12 protein-coding genes and 2 rRNA genes are annotated in these 17376 nt (G+C 51.7%); 9 read left to right on the plus strand and 5 right to left on the minus strand.

All coding sequences use genetic code 11. From position 1 onward, the window contains the following. Positions 1-20: 20 nt before the first annotated feature. The 8 genes from MKZ24_RS09895 (at position 21) to MKZ24_RS09930 (ending at position 8833) form a co-directional block, all read left to right on the plus strand. Positions 21-2949, plus strand: a 23S ribosomal RNA gene (locus tag MKZ24_RS09895). Between the two features lie 77 nt (positions 2950-3026). Then, positions 3027-3143: ribosomal RNA gene (gene rrf, locus MKZ24_RS09900) — 5S ribosomal RNA — on the plus strand. Between the two features lie 181 nt (positions 3144-3324). Continuing rightward, the gene (locus MKZ24_RS09905) at positions 3325-3984 is read left to right on the plus strand and encodes a response regulator transcription factor (protein ID WP_042239571.1); all 660 of its coding nucleotides are present in this window, start codon (positions 3325-3327) and stop codon (positions 3982-3984) included. A gap of 80 nt (positions 3985-4064) precedes the next feature. Next, entirely contained in the window at positions 4065-5342 is a 1278-nt protein-coding gene (locus MKZ24_RS09910) for a sensor histidine kinase (RefSeq protein WP_231637726.1), read from the plus strand. A 73-nt stretch (positions 5343-5415) separates the two neighbouring features. Then, the gene (locus MKZ24_RS09915; protein WP_340782505.1) at positions 5416-6498 is read left to right on the plus strand and encodes a hypothetical protein; all 1083 of its coding nucleotides are present in this window, start codon (positions 5416-5418) and stop codon (positions 6496-6498) included. A 211-nt stretch (positions 6499-6709) separates the two neighbouring features. Beyond that, positions 6710-7417 carry a type 1 glutamine amidotransferase gene (locus MKZ24_RS09920; protein WP_042239566.1) on the plus strand — a complete coding sequence of 236 codons (708 nt, stop codon included), beginning with the start codon at positions 6710-6712 and terminating at the stop codon, positions 7415-7417. A 30-nt stretch (positions 7418-7447) separates the two neighbouring features. Further along, positions 7448-8245 (plus strand): dihydrodipicolinate synthase family protein, encoded by a 798-nt coding sequence (locus tag MKZ24_RS09925; protein ID WP_042239564.1) that lies wholly within the window; start codon positions 7448-7450, stop codon positions 8243-8245. Between the two features lie 132 nt (positions 8246-8377). Beyond that, positions 8378-8833, plus strand: coding sequence for an OsmC family protein (locus MKZ24_RS09930; RefSeq protein ID WP_340782511.1), 456 nt, complete (start codon positions 8378-8380; stop codon positions 8831-8833). Positions 8834-8882: 49 nt separating this feature from the next. Here MKZ24_RS09930 and MKZ24_RS09935 read toward each other — a convergent pair whose 3' ends face one another. The 4 genes from MKZ24_RS09935 to MKZ24_RS09950 form a co-directional block, all read right to left on the minus strand. After that, entirely contained in the window at positions 8883-10307 is a 1425-nt protein-coding gene (locus MKZ24_RS09935) for a sensor histidine kinase (RefSeq protein WP_339840941.1), read from the minus strand. 2 nt (positions 10308-10309) lie between these two features. Beyond that, on the minus strand, positions 10310-10996 hold the full coding sequence (locus MKZ24_RS09940) for a response regulator transcription factor (protein ID WP_340782515.1): 687 nt from the start codon (positions 10994-10996) through the stop codon (positions 10310-10312). A gap of 14 nt (positions 10997-11010) precedes the next feature. Beyond that, on the minus strand, positions 11011-12486 hold the full coding sequence (locus tag MKZ24_RS09945; RefSeq protein ID WP_340782517.1) for an FG-GAP repeat domain-containing protein: 1476 nt from the start codon (positions 12484-12486) through the stop codon (positions 11011-11013). A 545-nt stretch (positions 12487-13031) separates the two neighbouring features. Beyond that, positions 13032-14447: a glycoside hydrolase family 1 protein gene (locus tag MKZ24_RS09950; RefSeq protein ID WP_340782520.1), complete on the minus strand. Its 1416-nt coding sequence runs from the start codon at positions 14445-14447 to the stop codon at positions 13032-13034. Between the two features lie 140 nt (positions 14448-14587). Between MKZ24_RS09950 and MKZ24_RS09955 the strand changes: the two genes are divergently transcribed. Beyond that, entirely contained in the window at positions 14588-15559 is a 972-nt protein-coding gene (locus MKZ24_RS09955) for a LacI family DNA-binding transcriptional regulator (RefSeq protein ID WP_340782522.1), read from the plus strand. 930 nt (positions 15560-16489) lie between these two features. Here MKZ24_RS09955 and MKZ24_RS09960 read toward each other — a convergent pair. Continuing rightward, complete coding sequence (locus tag MKZ24_RS09960; RefSeq protein WP_340782525.1) at positions 16490-17188, minus strand: DUF6710 family protein; 699 nt, start codon at positions 17186-17188, stop codon at positions 16490-16492. Positions 17189-17376: the final 188 nt, after the last annotated feature.

Consider the following 17376-nt stretch of genomic DNA (forward strand, 5'->3'; position numbering starts at 1 on the left):
AAGCGAAACACCGGAGTGACGGTTAAGCTAATAAGAGCACACGGAGGATGCCTAGGCGCCAGGAGCCGACGAAGGACGTGGCGAACAACGAAACTGCCTCGGGGAGCTGTAAGCAAGCTTTGATCCGGGGGTGTCCGAATGGGGAAACCCAGCTGTGGTAATTCGCAGTTACTCGTATCTGAATACATAGGATACGCAGAGGCAGACCAGGGGAACTGAAACATCTAAGTACCCTGAGGAAGAGAAAACAATAGTGATTCCGTCAGTAGCGGCGAGCGAACGCGGAACAGCCTAAACCAAGGGGCTTGCCCCTTGGGGTTGTGGGACGTCTCACATGGAGTTACAAAGGAATATGGTAGGCGAAGAGGTCTGGAAAGGCCCGCGATAGAGGTAAAAGCCCTGTAACCTAAACTGTGTTCTCTCCGAGACGGATCCCGAGTAGTGCGGGGCACGTGAAACCCCGTATGAATCCAGCAGGACCATCTGCTAAGGCTAAATACTACCTGGCGACCGATAGTGAAACAGTACCGTGAGGGAAAGGTGAAAAGCACCCCGGAAGGGGAGTGAAATAGAACCTGAAACCGTGTGCTTACAAAAAGTCAGAGCCCTATTACTGGGTGATGGCGTGCCTTTTGTAGAATGAACCGGCGAGTTACGTTTAACATGCAAGGTTAAGTCGAGAAGACGGAGCCGCAGCGAAAGCGAGTCTGAATAGGGCGAATGAGTATGTGGACGTAGACCCGAAACCGTGTGATCTACCCCTGTCCAGGGTGAAGGTGCGGTAACACGCACTGGAGGCCCGAACCCACGCATGTTGAAAAATGCGGGGATGAGGTGGGGGTAGCGGAGAAATTCCAATCGAACTCGGAGATAGCTGGTTCTCCCCGAAATAGCTTTAGGGCTAGCCTCGGTGAATGGAGTGGTGGAGGTAGAGCACTGATTGGGTGCGGGGCCCGCAAGGGTTACCAAGCTCAGTCAAACTCCGAATGCCATTAACTTCTTGCCGGGAGTCAGACAGTGAGTGCTAAGATCCATTGTCAAAAGGGAAACAGCCCAGACCATCAGCTAAGGTCCCCAAGTGTGTGTTAAGTGGGAAAGGATGTGGAGTTGCACAGACAACCAGGATGTTGGCTTAGAAGCAGCCACCATTGAAAGAGTGCGTAATAGCTCACTGGTCGAGTGACTCTGCGCCGAAAATGTAACGGGGCTAAACACACCACCGAAGCTATGGCTAGATACTTTGTATCTGGGGTAGGGGAGCGTTGTATGTAGGTTGAAGGTGTACCGTAAGGAGCGCTGGACAGCATACAAGTGAGAATGCCGGTATGAGTAACGAAAAGATCAGTGAGAATCTGATCCGCCGAAAGCCCAAGGTTTCCTGAGGAAGGCTCGTCCGCTCAGGGTAAGTCGGGACCTAAGGCGAGGCCGAAAGGCGTAGTCGAAGGACAACAGTTTGAAATTACTGTACCACCGTAATCCGCTATGAGCGATGGGGTGACGCAGGAGGGTAGTGACGCGGACTGATGGATGTGTCCGTCTAAGCAGTGAGGCTGATGTGTAGGCAAATCCGCACATCATTAAGGCTGGGCTGTGATGGGGAGCGAAAATTGTAGTAGCGAAGGTCATGATCTCACACTGCCAAGAAAAGCCTCTAGCCAGGAGAAGGTGCCCGTACCGCAAACCGACACAGGTAGGCGAGAAGAGAATTCTAAGGCGCGCGGAAGAACTCTCGTTAAGGAACTCGGCAAAATGACCTCGTAACTTCGGGAGAAGAGGTGCCTCGGTAGGGTGAATAGCCCGAGGGGGCCGCAGTGAAAAGGCCCAAGCGACTGTTTAGCAAAAACACAGGTCTGTGCGAAGCCGCAAGGCGAAGTATACGGGCTGACGCCTGCCCGGTGCTGGAAGGTTAAGGGGAGTGGTTAGGGGCAACCCGAAGCTGTGAACCGAAGCCCCAGTAAACGGCGGCCGTAACTATAACGGTCCTAAGGTAGCGAAATTCCTTGTCAGGTAAATTCTGACCCGCACGAATGGCGTAACGACTTGGGCGCTGTCTCAACGAGAGATCCGGTGAAATTTTAATACCTGTGAAGATGCAGGTTACCCGCGACAAGACGGAAAGACCCCATGGAGCTTTACTGCAGCTTGATATTGAATTTGGGTACGATCTGTACAGGATAGGTGGGAGCCGTTGAGGCAGGAGCGCAAGCTTCTGCGGAGGCGCCGTTGGGATACCACCCTGATCGTATCTAGGTTCTAACCTAGTACCCTAAGCGGGTACGGGGACCGTGTCAGGCGGGCAGTTTGACTGGGGCGGTCGCCTCCTAAAGAGTAACGGAGGCGTTCAAAGGTTCCCTCAGAATGGTTGGAAATCATTCGCAGAGTGCAAAGGCATAAGGGAGCTTGACTGCGAGACCTACAAGTCGAGCAGGGACGAAAGTCGGACTTAGTGATCCGGTGGTACCGCATGGAAGGGCCATCGCTCAACGGATAAAAGCTACCCTGGGGATAACAGGCTTATCTCCCCCAAGAGTCCACATCGACGGGGAGGTTTGGCACCTCGATGTCGGCTCATCGCATCCTGGGGCTGAAGTAGGTCCCAAGGGTTGGGCTGTTCGCCCATTAAAGCGGTACGCGAGCTGGGTTCAGAACGTCGTGAGACAGTTCGGTCCCTATCTGTCGTGGGCGCAGGAAATTTGAGAGGAGCTGTCCTTAGTACGAGAGGACCGGGATGGACGTACCGCTGGTGCATCAGTTGTTCCGCCAGGAGCATGGCTGAGTAGCTACGTACGGACGGGATAAGCGCTGAAAGCATCTAAGCGTGAAGCCCCCCTCAAGATGAGATTTCCCAACTAGTAAGACCCCTTGAAGACGACGAGGTAGATAGGTTGGAGGTGGAAGTGCAGCAATGCATGGAGCTGACCAATACTAATCGGTCGAGGGCTTATCCAAATTTCTTAGAGCGCAGATTCGTTTCGGATTCAGTTTTCAGGAATCAATTCCTGAAGCATTTACGCTGTAAATGCCCGTTTGGTGGCGATAGCGGAGGGGTTCCACGCGTACCCATCCCGAACACGACCGTTAAGCCCTCCAGCGCCGATGGTACTTGGACCGAAGGGTCCTGGGAGAGTAGGACGCCGCCAAGCACATGAAGCCATTGTTGAGCAATCGACAATGGTTTTTTTGTTGTGTTTGGCGCCACTTTTATAACAATAGAATCCATAGTACACCGTGAAATGTCATGTACACTCTGAAATCTGATATGATAAAGGTTAAATAGTTAACGGAACATTTTGCTATTACAGGAATCAGGAGGATATTCAGTAGATGGCTCATATACTAGTAGTTGAAGATGAACAGCCGATCAGCGACTTGATAACTATGAATCTTAAGCTGGTTGGACACACGTATTCCAAAGTGTATACCGGCTCAGAGGTTGCCGGAATGCTGGAACAGGAGCGTACGGATCTTATCCTGCTCGATGTGATGCTTCCCGGTCTTGACGGGTTTGAAGTAATGCAGCAGATCGCTCATTTGCGGATTCCGGTCATTCTGATTACGGCCAAAAATGCACTCTCCGACCGCATCAGAGGCTTCGAGCTGGGTGCGGAGGATTATATAATAAAACCGTTTGAAATCCTGGAGCTGCTGGCCCGGATTAACGTTGTGCTGCGCAGGAATGAACAAGCTGCCCCTGCCTTTATTTGCGATGCGGTGGAAGTCAGGTTTCCGGAACGGCAGGTCCGGGTAGATCAGCAGCAGGTTGATTTGACCACCAGAGAATTTGAGCTGCTCGAAGTACTGATACGTAACCGGAATATCGCCCTTTCGAGAGAAAAGCTGCTGGAGCTGGCCTGGGGTTATAACTTTGCCGGAGACACCCGCACCGTGGATGTTCATATCCGCCAGCTGCGCAAAAAGCTCGGCTGGGAAGAACGGATCAAAACTGTATTCAAGCTGGGCTACCGGCTGGAAGTTCAGGTCTAGCCATGCGGTTCTGGCATAAGATCCTCCTCGCTGTCCTGGTTCTCTTCATAGCCGCTCTTGATGTAAGTGTGATAATGGTGATGAAAAAAAGCTGGCAGCTGAATATGGATAGCGAAACCAGGCGCGCGGCCAGTGAACAGCTGCTGATCACCAACAATATATACGAGAATCTGGATTCGATCCGGACACGTGGCCTAACCCTCACCCCTGCACTTATGGTCAGTGTGGCTAAGTCGTATGGGGAACACTACCGCAAACAGGGAATAGGACTGGAGTTGCGGGAGGACGGACAGCTTATCTACCCCAATCAGGCAGGGAAGAGCGCTGTGCAGGAAGAGCATGTCATGACGCTGGCTATGCCGCTCCCTGCTCCTTATCAGCATCTGGAGCTGACTTACAAGCGCGACATTAGCGGGCTGTATGCCCAGCAGCAGGAGCTTAACCGCTTTTTCGTGATGATTAACTGGATCGCTGGTCCATTGCTGGTGCTGCTGCTCTACCTTCTGATCCGGCACCTGACCAGGCCTCTCAAGCTGCTGTCCGAGACGACCAAAACGATTGCCGAAGGTAACTATTCTAACCGTGTGGAGCTGAACAGCAGGGATGAATTCGGGGAGCTGGCCTTCAACTTTAACCGGATGGCTGCTGTGGTGGAGCAGCGGATGACGGACCTCGCAGGCATGGCCGAGGATAAACAGCGGATGGTCGATAATCTTGCCCATGAACTGCGGACGCCGCTGACCAGCATGCAGGGATTTGCTGAACTTCTCACCTCGGCGAACATTGGCCAGGAGGATCAGATCAAGGCCGGTCACTATATTTTAACTGAGACTGTCCGTCTTAAGAATCTGGCCTTCAAGCTGCTTGATTTGTCCGTTCTGCGGCATCAGCCACTGGTGCAGGCAGAGGTGAATGTGGCAGCCCTGTTCCAGGCGGTAGCGCAGACCGAGCAGCAGAAGGCAGCAGAGCACGGATTACTGCTGCAGATGGACAGCTATATTCCCGCCGTGTGGGGAGATGCGGATCTTCTGGCATCCTTTCTGGTAAATCTGATTGAGAATGCCATTCCTGCATCCCAGCCAAGGAGCACCATCCGCCTGCTGGCTTTTCAGCAGAACGGGGAAGGGGTGCTGGAAGTGCAAGACAGTGGAGGCGGCATGACGGAAGAGCAGAGTAAGCGTGCGTTCGAGCCGTTTTACCGCGCAGACCCGGCACGTTCGCGGACCTACGGCAATGCTGGCCTCGGCCTCTCCTTGTGCCGGCAGATTGCCGAGGCGCATGAGGCCAGGGTTGAGCTGCAATCTGTCGTTGGTCAGGGGACAAGCATCCGTATCTTTTTACAACTCCATAACAACTGACCCTCTACTCTATAACATCCCGGGATTAAGGTATAGACAGAGTTAATATCTTAATCCGATGGAGGTAATACAATTGAAAACAAAGAAATGGTCGGCTACGGTGGCTGTCATCTTAGTCTCTGGAGGTGTATTCGCAGCTAGTGCATTTCTCGTCCCCAGCCTGGTGAACTCTGCAGTCGTCTCTAAGAACAGCACGGCAACACAGGACAATGTCCGGCTAAGTCTGACAGGAAGTACTGTTCCTGTGTTGAAAGTAGAGGCGCCTGTGCCGGTATCTACCGTGAATGATAATCTGCTTGAGCAGATGTCCGAGACGCAAATGCAGCAGATCTATGACTATATAGAGAAGCCCGGTGATCCCAATGTTTCAGGCCGGCAAATGACTGATTCGGAAATCAAACGCAATCTGGTGCTGCAAGATCAGTATGTGTATGATGGCGTGCGGCCACATAAGCCAATGCCCCTAGAGCCGGGGCAAGGGGCATTGTATCTGGATATGGATACCAATACGTACTACTATCCAGAGCAGACCTGGACCGATGAAGAGCATCTGCAACTGATCGACTGGTACGCCCGGATGAATTATGTATTATCCAAACGATATGTGACTGCGCCTTCCCTTCCGCAGAAATATAGTAAGTCTGAAGTAGAGGCGCTGGCGGCTGAAAGTGTACGTAAATTGTTCGATGCCGATGTATCTAAGCTAAAAACGACGGTTATATTAGTGGAACCGGGATATGGCATACGTTCCACCTGGGCGGTTCACTCTGCTCCGTACAAGTCTAGTACCTTGCGCGGACAAGGCCAGGAATATTGGGAATACGATGTGCGGATCGATCCGGAAACCGGGGTTGTAGTAGATACGACAGCCATTAATGGGACGTTGAAAAGAACGCCTATCGACGCAGCAGCCGCAGCTGTCCTCAAAAAGGATAACAGCTGGATCAATAAAGCTACTCAGGTCGTGAAGGACAAGCAGGGAGAGAAAAGAAAGATAGTCAAAGCTTATCTGACCGATACTGAGGTGAACAACAAACGCGGGATGGTAGCAGTGGATGTGTTATTAGAAGACGGCAGCAAATATAATGCTGAGTTCCGCTATCCGAGTAAGATGCTGCGCTGTCTGATCTATGAACCTGCCGTAAAAGAAAAATAAAAGAAAGCCATACCTTTTGCTACAAGAAAGACAGTCCTGATGATCAAGCAGCCCTTGATTCGTCAGGACTTTTTGGTACTTTGGGGCAGGAAAAAACATTGGATTGTTTATTATTAAGGGAGGACTCCACCAAGCAACGCAGAACATACTTACATTAGAGGAAGATGGTGTGAGTGTAGGGAATAGAAAATTTATTGAATGAGGTGGAGAGATGAGAATTCATTGCCTGCAGCATGTCCCTTTTGAAGCGCCGGAGGAAATTGCAGTTTGGGCCGGGAACAGAGGGTATGAGCTTACAACAACCTTATTGTATGAAGCGCAGGCTCTGCCGTCTATTGATGAGTTTGATATGCTCGTAATCATGGGCGGACCGATGGGAGTCAATGATGAGGAAATGATCCCCTGGTTGAAGGGGGAGAAAGCTTTTATTAATGCAGCCATCCGCTCGCGTAAGCTGACGCTTGGAATCTGCCTGGGAGCCCAGCTGATTGCCGAACAAATCGGCGGTGAAGTCTATAAAAACAAGTGGAACGAGATCGGCTGGTTCCCAGTGAGATTGACCGGGGATGCCAAGACGTCTACCTTCTTCAAAGCGTTCCCGGAGCAGTTTATACCGTTTCACTGGCATGGGGATACCTTCAGCCTGCCCGCCGGAGCCAAGAGGCTAGGGTTCAGCTTGGGCTGTGCCAATCAGTGTTTTGAATATGAGGATTATGTAGCCGGCCTGCAGTTTCATCTGGAGGTTAATGACCTCAGCATCCGGAAAATCATCGGGAACTGCGCCGAGCAGCTGGAGCGGGAGGAGTATGTTCAAGCGCAGTCTGAGATGGTGAATCAGCTTGAGAAAGTAAAAGCTTCCAATGAACTGATGTTCACGCTCCTCGATGCAATGGAAGACAAATTCCTGTCCAGATCATAGCTGTCTGGCTCGCCACAGAAAGGAATATGCATGAAAAATATAAATGTCGCTATACCGACTCCTTTCCGGGAGGATGAAAGCTTAAATGTTGACGGATTTAGAGCCATTGTAGAGTATCAGAAGCAGAACGGTATAGAATCACTGCTTGTCTCTGGAAGTACGGGTGAGCAGCATTCCATGAGCATAGAGGAGAGACTGCAGATCATTGAATATTTTGACCAGCAGCGCTTTCAGGATATTGAGCTTGTCTTCGGGGCTTCCGCTATAAGAACACGGGATGCTGTACGTCTGGTAAAGGTGCTGGAGGCCTCTGTAATTGATATAATTCTGATCGGGTTCCCTCCGTATATCCGGCCCACGCAGCAGCAGGCAGTTGCTTATGTGGAGGAGCTGCTCAGCCATACAACCAAGCAGGTGGCCCTGTACAATAATCCCGGCCGGACCGGGTTCGATTTGACTCCAGACTCGCTTCATTCGTTAATTAACCGATACCCCAACATTGTAGGCTATAAAGAAACAGGGGATTTGCAGCGTCATCTGCCGCTAATTTACCCGGACGATTTCATCATGTTTGCTGCAGGAGATGTTAAGCTGGTGGACAATTTCGTCACAGGCGGATGTAATGGTCTCTCAAGTGTGGCTGGTAATATATATCCGAAGGAAATTAAACATACCGTCGAACAGCTGCTTCAGCATAAACAGGTTGACGCTAAACCGGTCGAGGATCTGGTATCACGGGTCATAAGCGGGCATGCGATTATTAACATCAAACAGCACTATAACAGCTTGGGGATTAATGCAGGAGTCTGCCGCGCTCCGCTCATCTAATTAATAATTAAGCGATATAAATATTAATCTCCTTACTTATTGTGTTGGGGATAGCTCTGACCCATGCATTATATCTGTTAATGAGGTAGACTGGATTCAGCAGCTACAATGAACAAGAGAGGATTGAGGGAGATGAAGCATCCTTTTCACCTGAAGGCAGTATGGAATGGCGGACGTAACAGTGAGGGGCATATCGAAGCAGGCGGACTCCGGACGGTCATCTCGATTCCGCAGGAGATGGGCGGTCCGGGAACCGGAACGAATCCTGACGAAATGCTGCTGGGGGCAGCCTCGACCTGTTATTTGATTACGCTGGCAGCGATGCTCGAGCGTTCAGATATTGTACCACAGGAACTGACACTGGAGTCAGAGGCAACGGTAGATGTCACGAATAATGTATTTACGTACGAACGGATCGTGCACAAGCCGCGGTTGGTGCTCCAGGCAGATGCGACAGCGGCCCAGCTGAAGAAGGCAGAGCGGCTGGCACATATGGCAGAAGAGTCCTGTATGATCTCCAGAGCTGTAGCAGGGAATGTCTCGATTGAGACGCAGCCTGTAATTGAAATAGCCGGGGCAGGAAAATGATGCCCGAAAATCCTCCAACTGGCATTCCTGCGCACGGGGAGGTCTAAGCTCACAGATACACCGGCGGAGGAAGATGCTGCTCCAGCCGGTAAAGCGGCAGCTCCACGATCACGGAGGTACCTTTGGTGAATTCACTCTCGATCCGCAGCCGCCCGTCATGCAGCTCTATGATCTCCTTGCAGATGGCCAGGCCCAGGCCGCTTCCGGACTGGCGGGACCGTCCTTTGAAGAACTTGGTACCGAGCTGTGCCAGGTCTGCGGCCTCGATGCCTTCGCCGTTGTCGGCTACGGTGATGATGATGAGCTCCCCGTGTAACACTGCTGTAAGGCGGATGGCTCCCTGGGCAGGAGTGAATTTGAAGGCGTTGTCCAGCAAATTGACAAAAACCTGCTTCAGGCGGTTGAAATCACCGTCTACCGGCAGGGGTTGATCAGGAAGTTCGGGATAGAGGCGGATCTGTTTGGTCTGCCCCCGGTATCTGAACTGCAGCAGCAGATCCTCAAGCAGTCCCCTGAGATCATAAGGCTGGCGTACGATCTTGATCTCACCAGCCTGGAATTTGGAGAAGTCCAGCAGATCCTCGACCAGTCCGATGAGCCTGTCGGTCTCCCCGGTCATGACCTCAAGACCCTGCAGGGTCTCTTGTTTATCCGACAAATCACCCACCAGCAGCGTTTCGCCCCAGCCTTTGATCGAAGTAAGCGGAGTGCGTAGCTCATGAGTGACAGAGGAGATGAAATCATATTTGATCTTCTCGCTTTTGAGAATTTCCTCGGACATATAATTCAGTGTTACCGCGAGCGTACCAACCTCATCATCATATTGTTTGGCCGCCCGTACGGTGAAATTGCCGGTGGCCATATCCTTCGCAACCCCGGTCAGTTGCTGGATCGGACCCACGATTCTTTTGGCGATCAGCAGACTCATCACGAATCCGAATCCAATCACAAGCAGGCCGACTACGGCTGCATTCAGCACAATTCTCATAATAACGGCATATAAAGGCTCTGCAGAAACAGAGTAACGCAGCACACCAATCGTACTTCCGGACTCCTTGAGTGCAATCGAGACGGCTATAATCCGCTCACCCTGTAACGGCTTAAGACTCTGGAAGCTTCCTTTACCGCTGGTCAGCGCTGCTCTTACATCAGGGGTATTCACCTTCTCCTGACTTGAGAAGCCGAAGGAATTAATAATGACGTTCCCGGCCGGACTCAGCACTTCCACCTTACTGCTCTCTTCAGGAGAGAGATTCTCCAGAATATAACGTGCCCGTTCATTCAGGGTATAACCCTCCAGATACTTGTTGAAAAAAGTCGCTGAAGTAGCGGCCCGGGAATTCAACGTTTCCATCGCGCTGCCCAGATAATAATAGTGGACGGCAGCAATAAAAACCCCCTCCAGCAGCAGGACGATCAGGAGCAGCATAAGGGTAATATAGACGATAAGCCTGGACCTGATTCCCTTCAGCAAAGTTAGCCCCTCCATATATAGCCGAATCCCCACACCGTTTCGAGGAACTGCGGCCCGGAGGACTCCTGCCCGATTTTTTGGCGGATTCGGCTGATATTCACATCTACAATCTTTAGATCCCCCATGAAATATTGCCCCCACACGGCTGTCAGAATATCGTCCCGGTTCATCGCCTTGTTCGGCTGCTCCATCAGCAGCTTGACGATCATGAATTCGGTCGGGGTTAGCGGGATATCCTGCCCGTTCTTCAGTAACTTCCGTTCATCGAGCAGAAGGGTAAAAGGCGGAAGCTCCAGGTTGTTCTCCTGCGGCAGAACTTCTCCCGGATACATCCGGCGGTACAGGGAGCGCACCCGGGCGACCAGCTCAACCGGACTGAACGGCTTGACCACGTAGTCGTCTGCGCCGGCTTCAAGGCCCATGACCTTGTCTACTTCCTGGCTTTTGGCTGTGAGCATAATGATTCCGAGGCGGGGGAACTGTCCCCGGAGGCGGGTGCATACCTCGAAGCCGCTCATGCCGGGAAGCATCAGATCCAGAATGGCGATGTCAAAATCCTTCCGTTCCCCTGCGCTTCGCAGAGCCTCTTCACCGGTAGAAGCCTCAGCGACTTCGAAGCCTGCACGTTTCAGATTCACACACAGAAGATCCCGGATTGGCTTCTCATCTTCCAGTATCAGCACTTTCATGAACAGCCTCCTTATTATTGCCGGGGCTTCTGCGGTGTGCCGGCCAGCTGCACTGCTTCCTCAAGGGTCAGCTTCAGCTGATTATACTCCTGAAGGGAAGCGCCCTGCAGCTTGGCTGCTGCACCGGCAGCGGGCATGACAGCAACGAACACCGTTGGCGCCGTATCATCATTGGTATTGTGCAGCTCATACAGCAGCTTATATTCTCTATTCTCTGACTTCAGCTTAGTCTCTGCTGCAGCCCAATCCTTCTTAGCCAGCAGTCTAAGCTCGAGAAGCGGAGCCTGCAGGGCAGATTCGGCATTCTTGTAGCTGAAGCGGATATTCTCCCATGGCGCCGGTGACTCTCCCGGTGTCTCCAGAAGGGTACGGCCAGCCCAGCCCTTAGGAATATGGAAGTTGAAGCCCCAGCGGTCAAACTGTTCTTCCACGAACTTCAGGCCGGTTCCGCCATCCCATTGATAGTACTTGGTGATGAACGGAGTGGCCAGCGGGGCGTAACTCTCTGTGCCCGCAGGCGGTACGAGAAAGCCGATCTCGACAATCCCGTCACCGTTAATATCTGTGCTGTCCAGAGGGTAATCCTTGATGGCCATGTTATTGCTGCCGAGCATTCCGTCAGGCGCCGGTGCCAGCGGCTTGAGTACAAGATCCTTGCTCCCGGCCAGCGCAGTACGCTGATAATCATCTGATGCCAGTATATCAGTAAATTTGCTATTTTCCCAAGTCAGCAGCGAAGTGTAAGAGGAGTGCGCACCCACTGCGGCATCGATGAATAAGGCACTGCGGGTAGGAGATGCCTTGGCGAACTGGGCGCCTATCACGTTCCCGTCAAGCTTCTGATCGGATAAGGTCTGCAGCGTACCGCCCTGGAGCCGGAGCAGCTGAAGGTGCGTCTCGGGTTGTGCATCTGTGATATAGGTTCCCTGGAGTACAGCAATGTCGGTTTGCCCTTCCCCGGTCAGATCCCCAACCACTACCTGATCATAGGGCTGCTTGAGAATCTCGGATAATTTGCCGCTGTTCAGACTGTGGACAGATAACTCTTTACTTAGTCCTTCCCCGCCGCTATAACCAAGCAGCAGATCCTCCGCTCCATCTGCGGTAACATCGGTGAACGCCACGTAATCCAGCTCACTGCCTACCCCGGTCAGAGTGGCGAGTTTACTCCACTTCCCGTCCTTGTGCGAGAGCAGGAGGGTATTGATTTCATAATCGGTCTGGTCTGTCTTATAGAAGGCCAGCAGCTCATCCTGTCCGTCCTTGTCGAGATCCTGCAATTGAATGGCGCTGCCGGATTCGGAATGGACAGGCACTGTTAAATGCGAATTGGCGGGAAGATATAATTTCACGATCCCGGTTAATGTGCCATCGGCATTGCCCTGTGCCGGGGCCTGAAGCAGATCGCTTGGCGTCTTCAGGGTGCCGCAGCCGGAGGTGATTATACTTAAGAATAGAAGGCCGCTCAGGCCGGGTATGAATTTGTTCATCCAGTTACTCTCCTTATGATTCATCTGTGGCTAGTATATCCCAACCTTTCTGGCAATTAGTTGCAAAATGGTAAAGGAGCTATCTGAATATCTATAGGCGTTGAAGCTAAGGTGCTAACGGGAAGCTGCGGCGTCTCTGCGGTGAACATTTGGACTTCCGGCCGCTGTTGTTTCCTGATTTCTTGATCTAGACTGCAGTTTGCAGTTGAAATCGGGAAACAAAGGCGGACGCTATCGCTCCTACAGTTCCAAATTTCCCCTCCGGTCCTTCCGCTTCTGGTTATAACCTTTGTTCCTCTGAAATATATACTTTCAGCTTAGCTCCGGAGGGGAGGGACAGGAAGGGACAGCGGGAAGCGTCTCAGTTGCGTGCCCTATGAAGCGGACTGTGTGGACCACTATCATGTTCATATGAACCCGAAAGAAGGCCGGAGGCGATTATGCTCAACAATGAGAATGGACTAACCTTATGGAAATTACCATGAAGTAGCCTATTCCAACCAAAAAGACAGCCGGAATGGCTGCCTTTTTTGGGGAGAAAGAGCTTAACGCAGCAAACTCTCTCCATTGGACGCAATAACGTCCTTATACCAGTGGAAGGATTTTTTGCGGTAGCGCTCAAGTGTGCCGGTATTGTCGTCGTGGCGGTCAACATAAATGAAGCCGTAACGTTTGCTGAGCTGTGCGGTTGAAGCGCTGACCAGGTCAATACAGCCCCATGAGGTGTAGCCCATGACATCTACGCCGTCCTCGATTGCTTCACCCACCTGCACCAGGTGGTCATTCAAATACCCAATCCGGTAGTCGTCATTGACGGTCGGCACACCGTCTTCGCCGGTGATCAGCTCGTCCTTGGCGCCGAGACCATTTTCTACAATAAACAATGGCTTCTGGTAACGGTCATGGAACATGTTCAGTACATAACGCAGACCTTGCGGGTCAATCTGCCAGCCCCATTCGGAAGCCTTCAGGTAGGGATTGGCTGCACCGCTGAACAGGTTAGCTTCGTTCTGATTGCGCTTATTGTTGTCTCCCGTTTCGCAGATGCTCACATAATAGCTGAAGGAGATGAAGTCTACCGTGTGCTTCAGAATCTCGGCATCGCCAGGCTCCATATGGATTTCAATACCGTTCTCTCTGAAGTAACGCTTCATATAGCCCGGATATACGCCTCTCGCATGAACATCTCCGAAGAAATAGTTCATATGCTCCGACTTCATCGCTGCGATTACATCATCCGGGTTCGGAGTGAGCGGATAAGTCGGCATACTAAGGATCATACAGCCGATCTGGGCCTGCGGGTTAATCTCGTGACTGAGCTTCACGGCCAGCGCACTGGCTACCAGTTCGTGATGGATTGCCTGATACAGATCCTGCTTGCTGAGCTGCTCCTTCGGCGTGTAAATACCACCGCTCATGAACGGTTCATGCAGAATGGAGTTGATCTCGTTAAAGGTCAGCCAATATTTCACTTTGTTCTTGTAGCGGGTGAATACCGTTCTCGCATACCTTTCGTAGAAGCCGACTAAATCGCGGTTAACCCAGCCGTTATAGTGCTTGGACAAATGCAGCGGAGTTTCATAGTGGGAGAGGGTAACGAGCGGCTCGATGCCGTATTTATGCAGTTCGTCGAACAGATCATCATAGAACTGCAGGCCTTGCTCATTAGGCTCCAGCTCATCACCGTTCGGGAAAATCCGCGACCAGGCAATGGAGGTACGGAAGACTTTGAAGCCCATTTCGGCAAAAAGCTTCACATCCTCTTTGTACCGGTGGTAAAAGTCGATCCCGACCAGCTTCATATTATCCTCAGTCGGAACTTCAGTAATCGGACCTTTGATCCCTTGCGGAGCGACGTCCTGGGTCGACCAGCCTTTGCCGTCCTCATTATATGCGCCTTCAAGCTGGTTGGCAGCTACAGCGCCGCCCCACAGAAAGCCTTCAGGAAACTTAATACTCATGCAATATCCCGCCTTTTTATAGTTATGGATTCAGATATGGTAAGCTAATAATATGTCCTATAATGGAATGCTAAATGTTGAAACGCGTTACATGTCAAGTGTTTTTTTGGGAGATAACAATTTATATAAGGAGAAGCCTCATGTCGAATCTTGATCAAATTGCCAAGCTGTCGGGATTCTCCAAAGCCACCGTGTCGCGTGTGCTGAATCATTCCCCCCATGTGAGCCAGGCGACGCGGGATACCATCATGAAGATCATGGATGAGCTGGATTACGTGCCGAACGGCAATGCTATTTCCTTATCCAAAGGGCAGACGGAACAGATCGGTATGGTTACGGAAGGGATCAACGAAGTGATGCTGCCGTTTCTGAACAGCTTCGTTGAGACCGCCAGCCAGTATGGCTACCAGACGATCATTTATACTTCCGGAGGTGATCCGGCCAAAGAGCTGCAGGCCTTCGAGGATATGCGGCGGAAAAGAGTTGATGCGCTGGTCATCAGCACCTGTGTCAACGATCTGGAGCTTCTCAGCTCCTATGGCAAATACGGGCCGATGGTGTCCTGGCAGCGGATGGAGCGGGCGGAAATTCAGAGCGTCGCCATGAACCAATATGACGGATATATGCTGGGGCTGGAGCATGTGATTAAGCAGGGATATACGCGGATCGCCAATGCTTTTGGCAGGCCGACCAGCATGAATACCTCCGGGCGGATGCAGGCGTATCAAGACATTGCCCGCAAATACGCGCTGCCGGTTAATCCCGACTGGTCGCCTACCGGCATCTATTCTATCCGCCAGGGAGAACAGCTGGCCCGCGAGCTGCTGCTGAATCCGGGCGAGCGACCGAATGTCATTCTGTGCGCCAATGATCTGGTAGCGGCAGGTGTGCTGAACGAGGCCCGGAGGATGGGTGTGAAGGTGCCGGAGGAGCTGGCGGTTGTCGGATTCGATAATACCGAGCTGGCTCATACGCTGGGGATTACCTCGATCTATAATCCGATTGCCGCACAGGCGCAGAATGCCTTTCAGCTGATATTCGGCAGGCTCAAAGGCACGGAAGCGGAGCAGCAGCAGCTGGAGTTTCAGCTGGTGAAGCGGGCTACTACGTAAGGGGAAGCGGCTGCGGTCCTGGCCGGCGGCGCTGGGCCGGGAGATGTAGGGGCGGCGCAGAACGAAGTGACAAGGGGCAAGTGACAATTGATAAAGTGACAAAGTGACAAAGTGACAAGGTAACTTTATTCCTGCATCAAATACAACATTTCCCGCGTCATATCGACTATAATCGAAAATTGTTGTATGAAATGCAGCAATCCCCGTCTATTAAACGGATTAGCGGGAAAATTCCTGTATTTCATACAACAATCCGCCTGTGCACCCGGGTTTCACTGACTCGAAGCTGTAGTTTATACAACATTTTGTCTCTGCGGGGTGGACAGTAAGAGCAAGAGCGAGAGTAAGAGTAAGAGTAAGGAGTATGAGTAAGAAGTAAGTAGGAAGTAAGAGTAAGAGTAAGAGTATGAGCAAGAGTAGGGAGTAAGGAGTAAGGAGTAAAGTTGAGCTCTGAAGCAGCCGTGGATCAAATGCGGCTGCTTTTTTGCGTCTAAGCCGTGCGCGGATGAAGGGTTGGGTAGGTAGGAGGATAAGAGGAGGAGTGGGAAGTTGCGGACTCCAGTGCGCTTATCCTCCGGATTCGGCACATTGCTTCGGGCCAGCGGACTCAGGAGTCCGCAAGCCGAGCGAAAAGGCCCTTTTACGGGAAATAAGCGCTTCTGAGTCCGCAACGGCGCGTCCGGCGGGTACCGCACCTGAGTGGCTTCGAGAATTATCAGTGACTAGTTGCGCTGCAGCACCCGGTCCAGCTATCTATGCCCGCAATCGTTCCTTGTGTTCCCGCAAGAGGGTAGTCTCAAAAGTGTGCGGCAAATAAGGAGCAGAAGTGCTCTTGAATCCGCCGGAAGCGGGGCGTCCCGTACAAACAAAGGGCCGTGACAAGCAGCCAATCCTGGCGCTTAACACAGCCCTTGTAACTTGCCGCAGGCCTCAGAAAATAATCTTCTGCGCCGCCATAATCCGGCCGATTTCAAAGATAGCGGCACACTCTGCGAAGTGAACCTCGGAGATCACGGAATGATCATGCGTTCTGTAGTAATACTTGCCGTCGGTATACACATGATCATAGATTGGACTGATGTCATATACCGAAGTGGGGTAGAGCTCCCCTTCGCCCTTGATGATTCCCGCAGCCACCGAATGATGTCCGGAGCCTTCTACGAAGCAGATGCCCATTGGAAGCCACAGTGTGACTTCATGGCCTATATCTTGTCTCCAGCTGCCGTTCAGGGTGCCTTCCCCTATGCGGATCAGACTGTCGCGTAATTTCCGGGGAATCCAGGGGGAGGGGAAGACGAGGTCACGCGCCAGGTTAATGATCCTGCTGCTGTTGTCGATCTGCCTCATCAGGAAGTGGAAGCTCTGTCTGTCCTCTGTAACCTCTGCCCACTCATCAAAGAACAGGTTGTCCGAGAAAATCCGCTCCATCTGGTCGATCTCACCGTAGAGCGCGGGCATCAGCATCAGCTGGCTCTGAATCCGTCTGCCTATGAGCCTTATGAAGTCCACAATCGGATGAGTCTCCGGCTGGAAGTAGCCGTAATTGATATCGTAATAAAAACCGAGATTCTCATTGATTAAATCCTTGGCAAATGCCATGAGATTATCGAATTCTTGTTTCGTGTTCATGCAAAAGCTGCTCCTTCAGTCGTATGATATTTGCTTATCATATTATGCACTATACCCATATGTCTGTGATGAATACAGCAGGGAATGACTGGATTGTTCAAATATAATATCTTAGGTGCATTCTACAACGGGAATCCACTATAATATTGTGAATGATTAGCTTCTGGAGGCAGAGGCAGAGGCAGAGG

This window comes from Paenibacillus sp. FSL R7-0297 (assembly GCF_038009025.1).
Lineage (GTDB): Bacteria > Bacillota > Bacilli > Paenibacillales > Paenibacillaceae > Paenibacillus_AQ.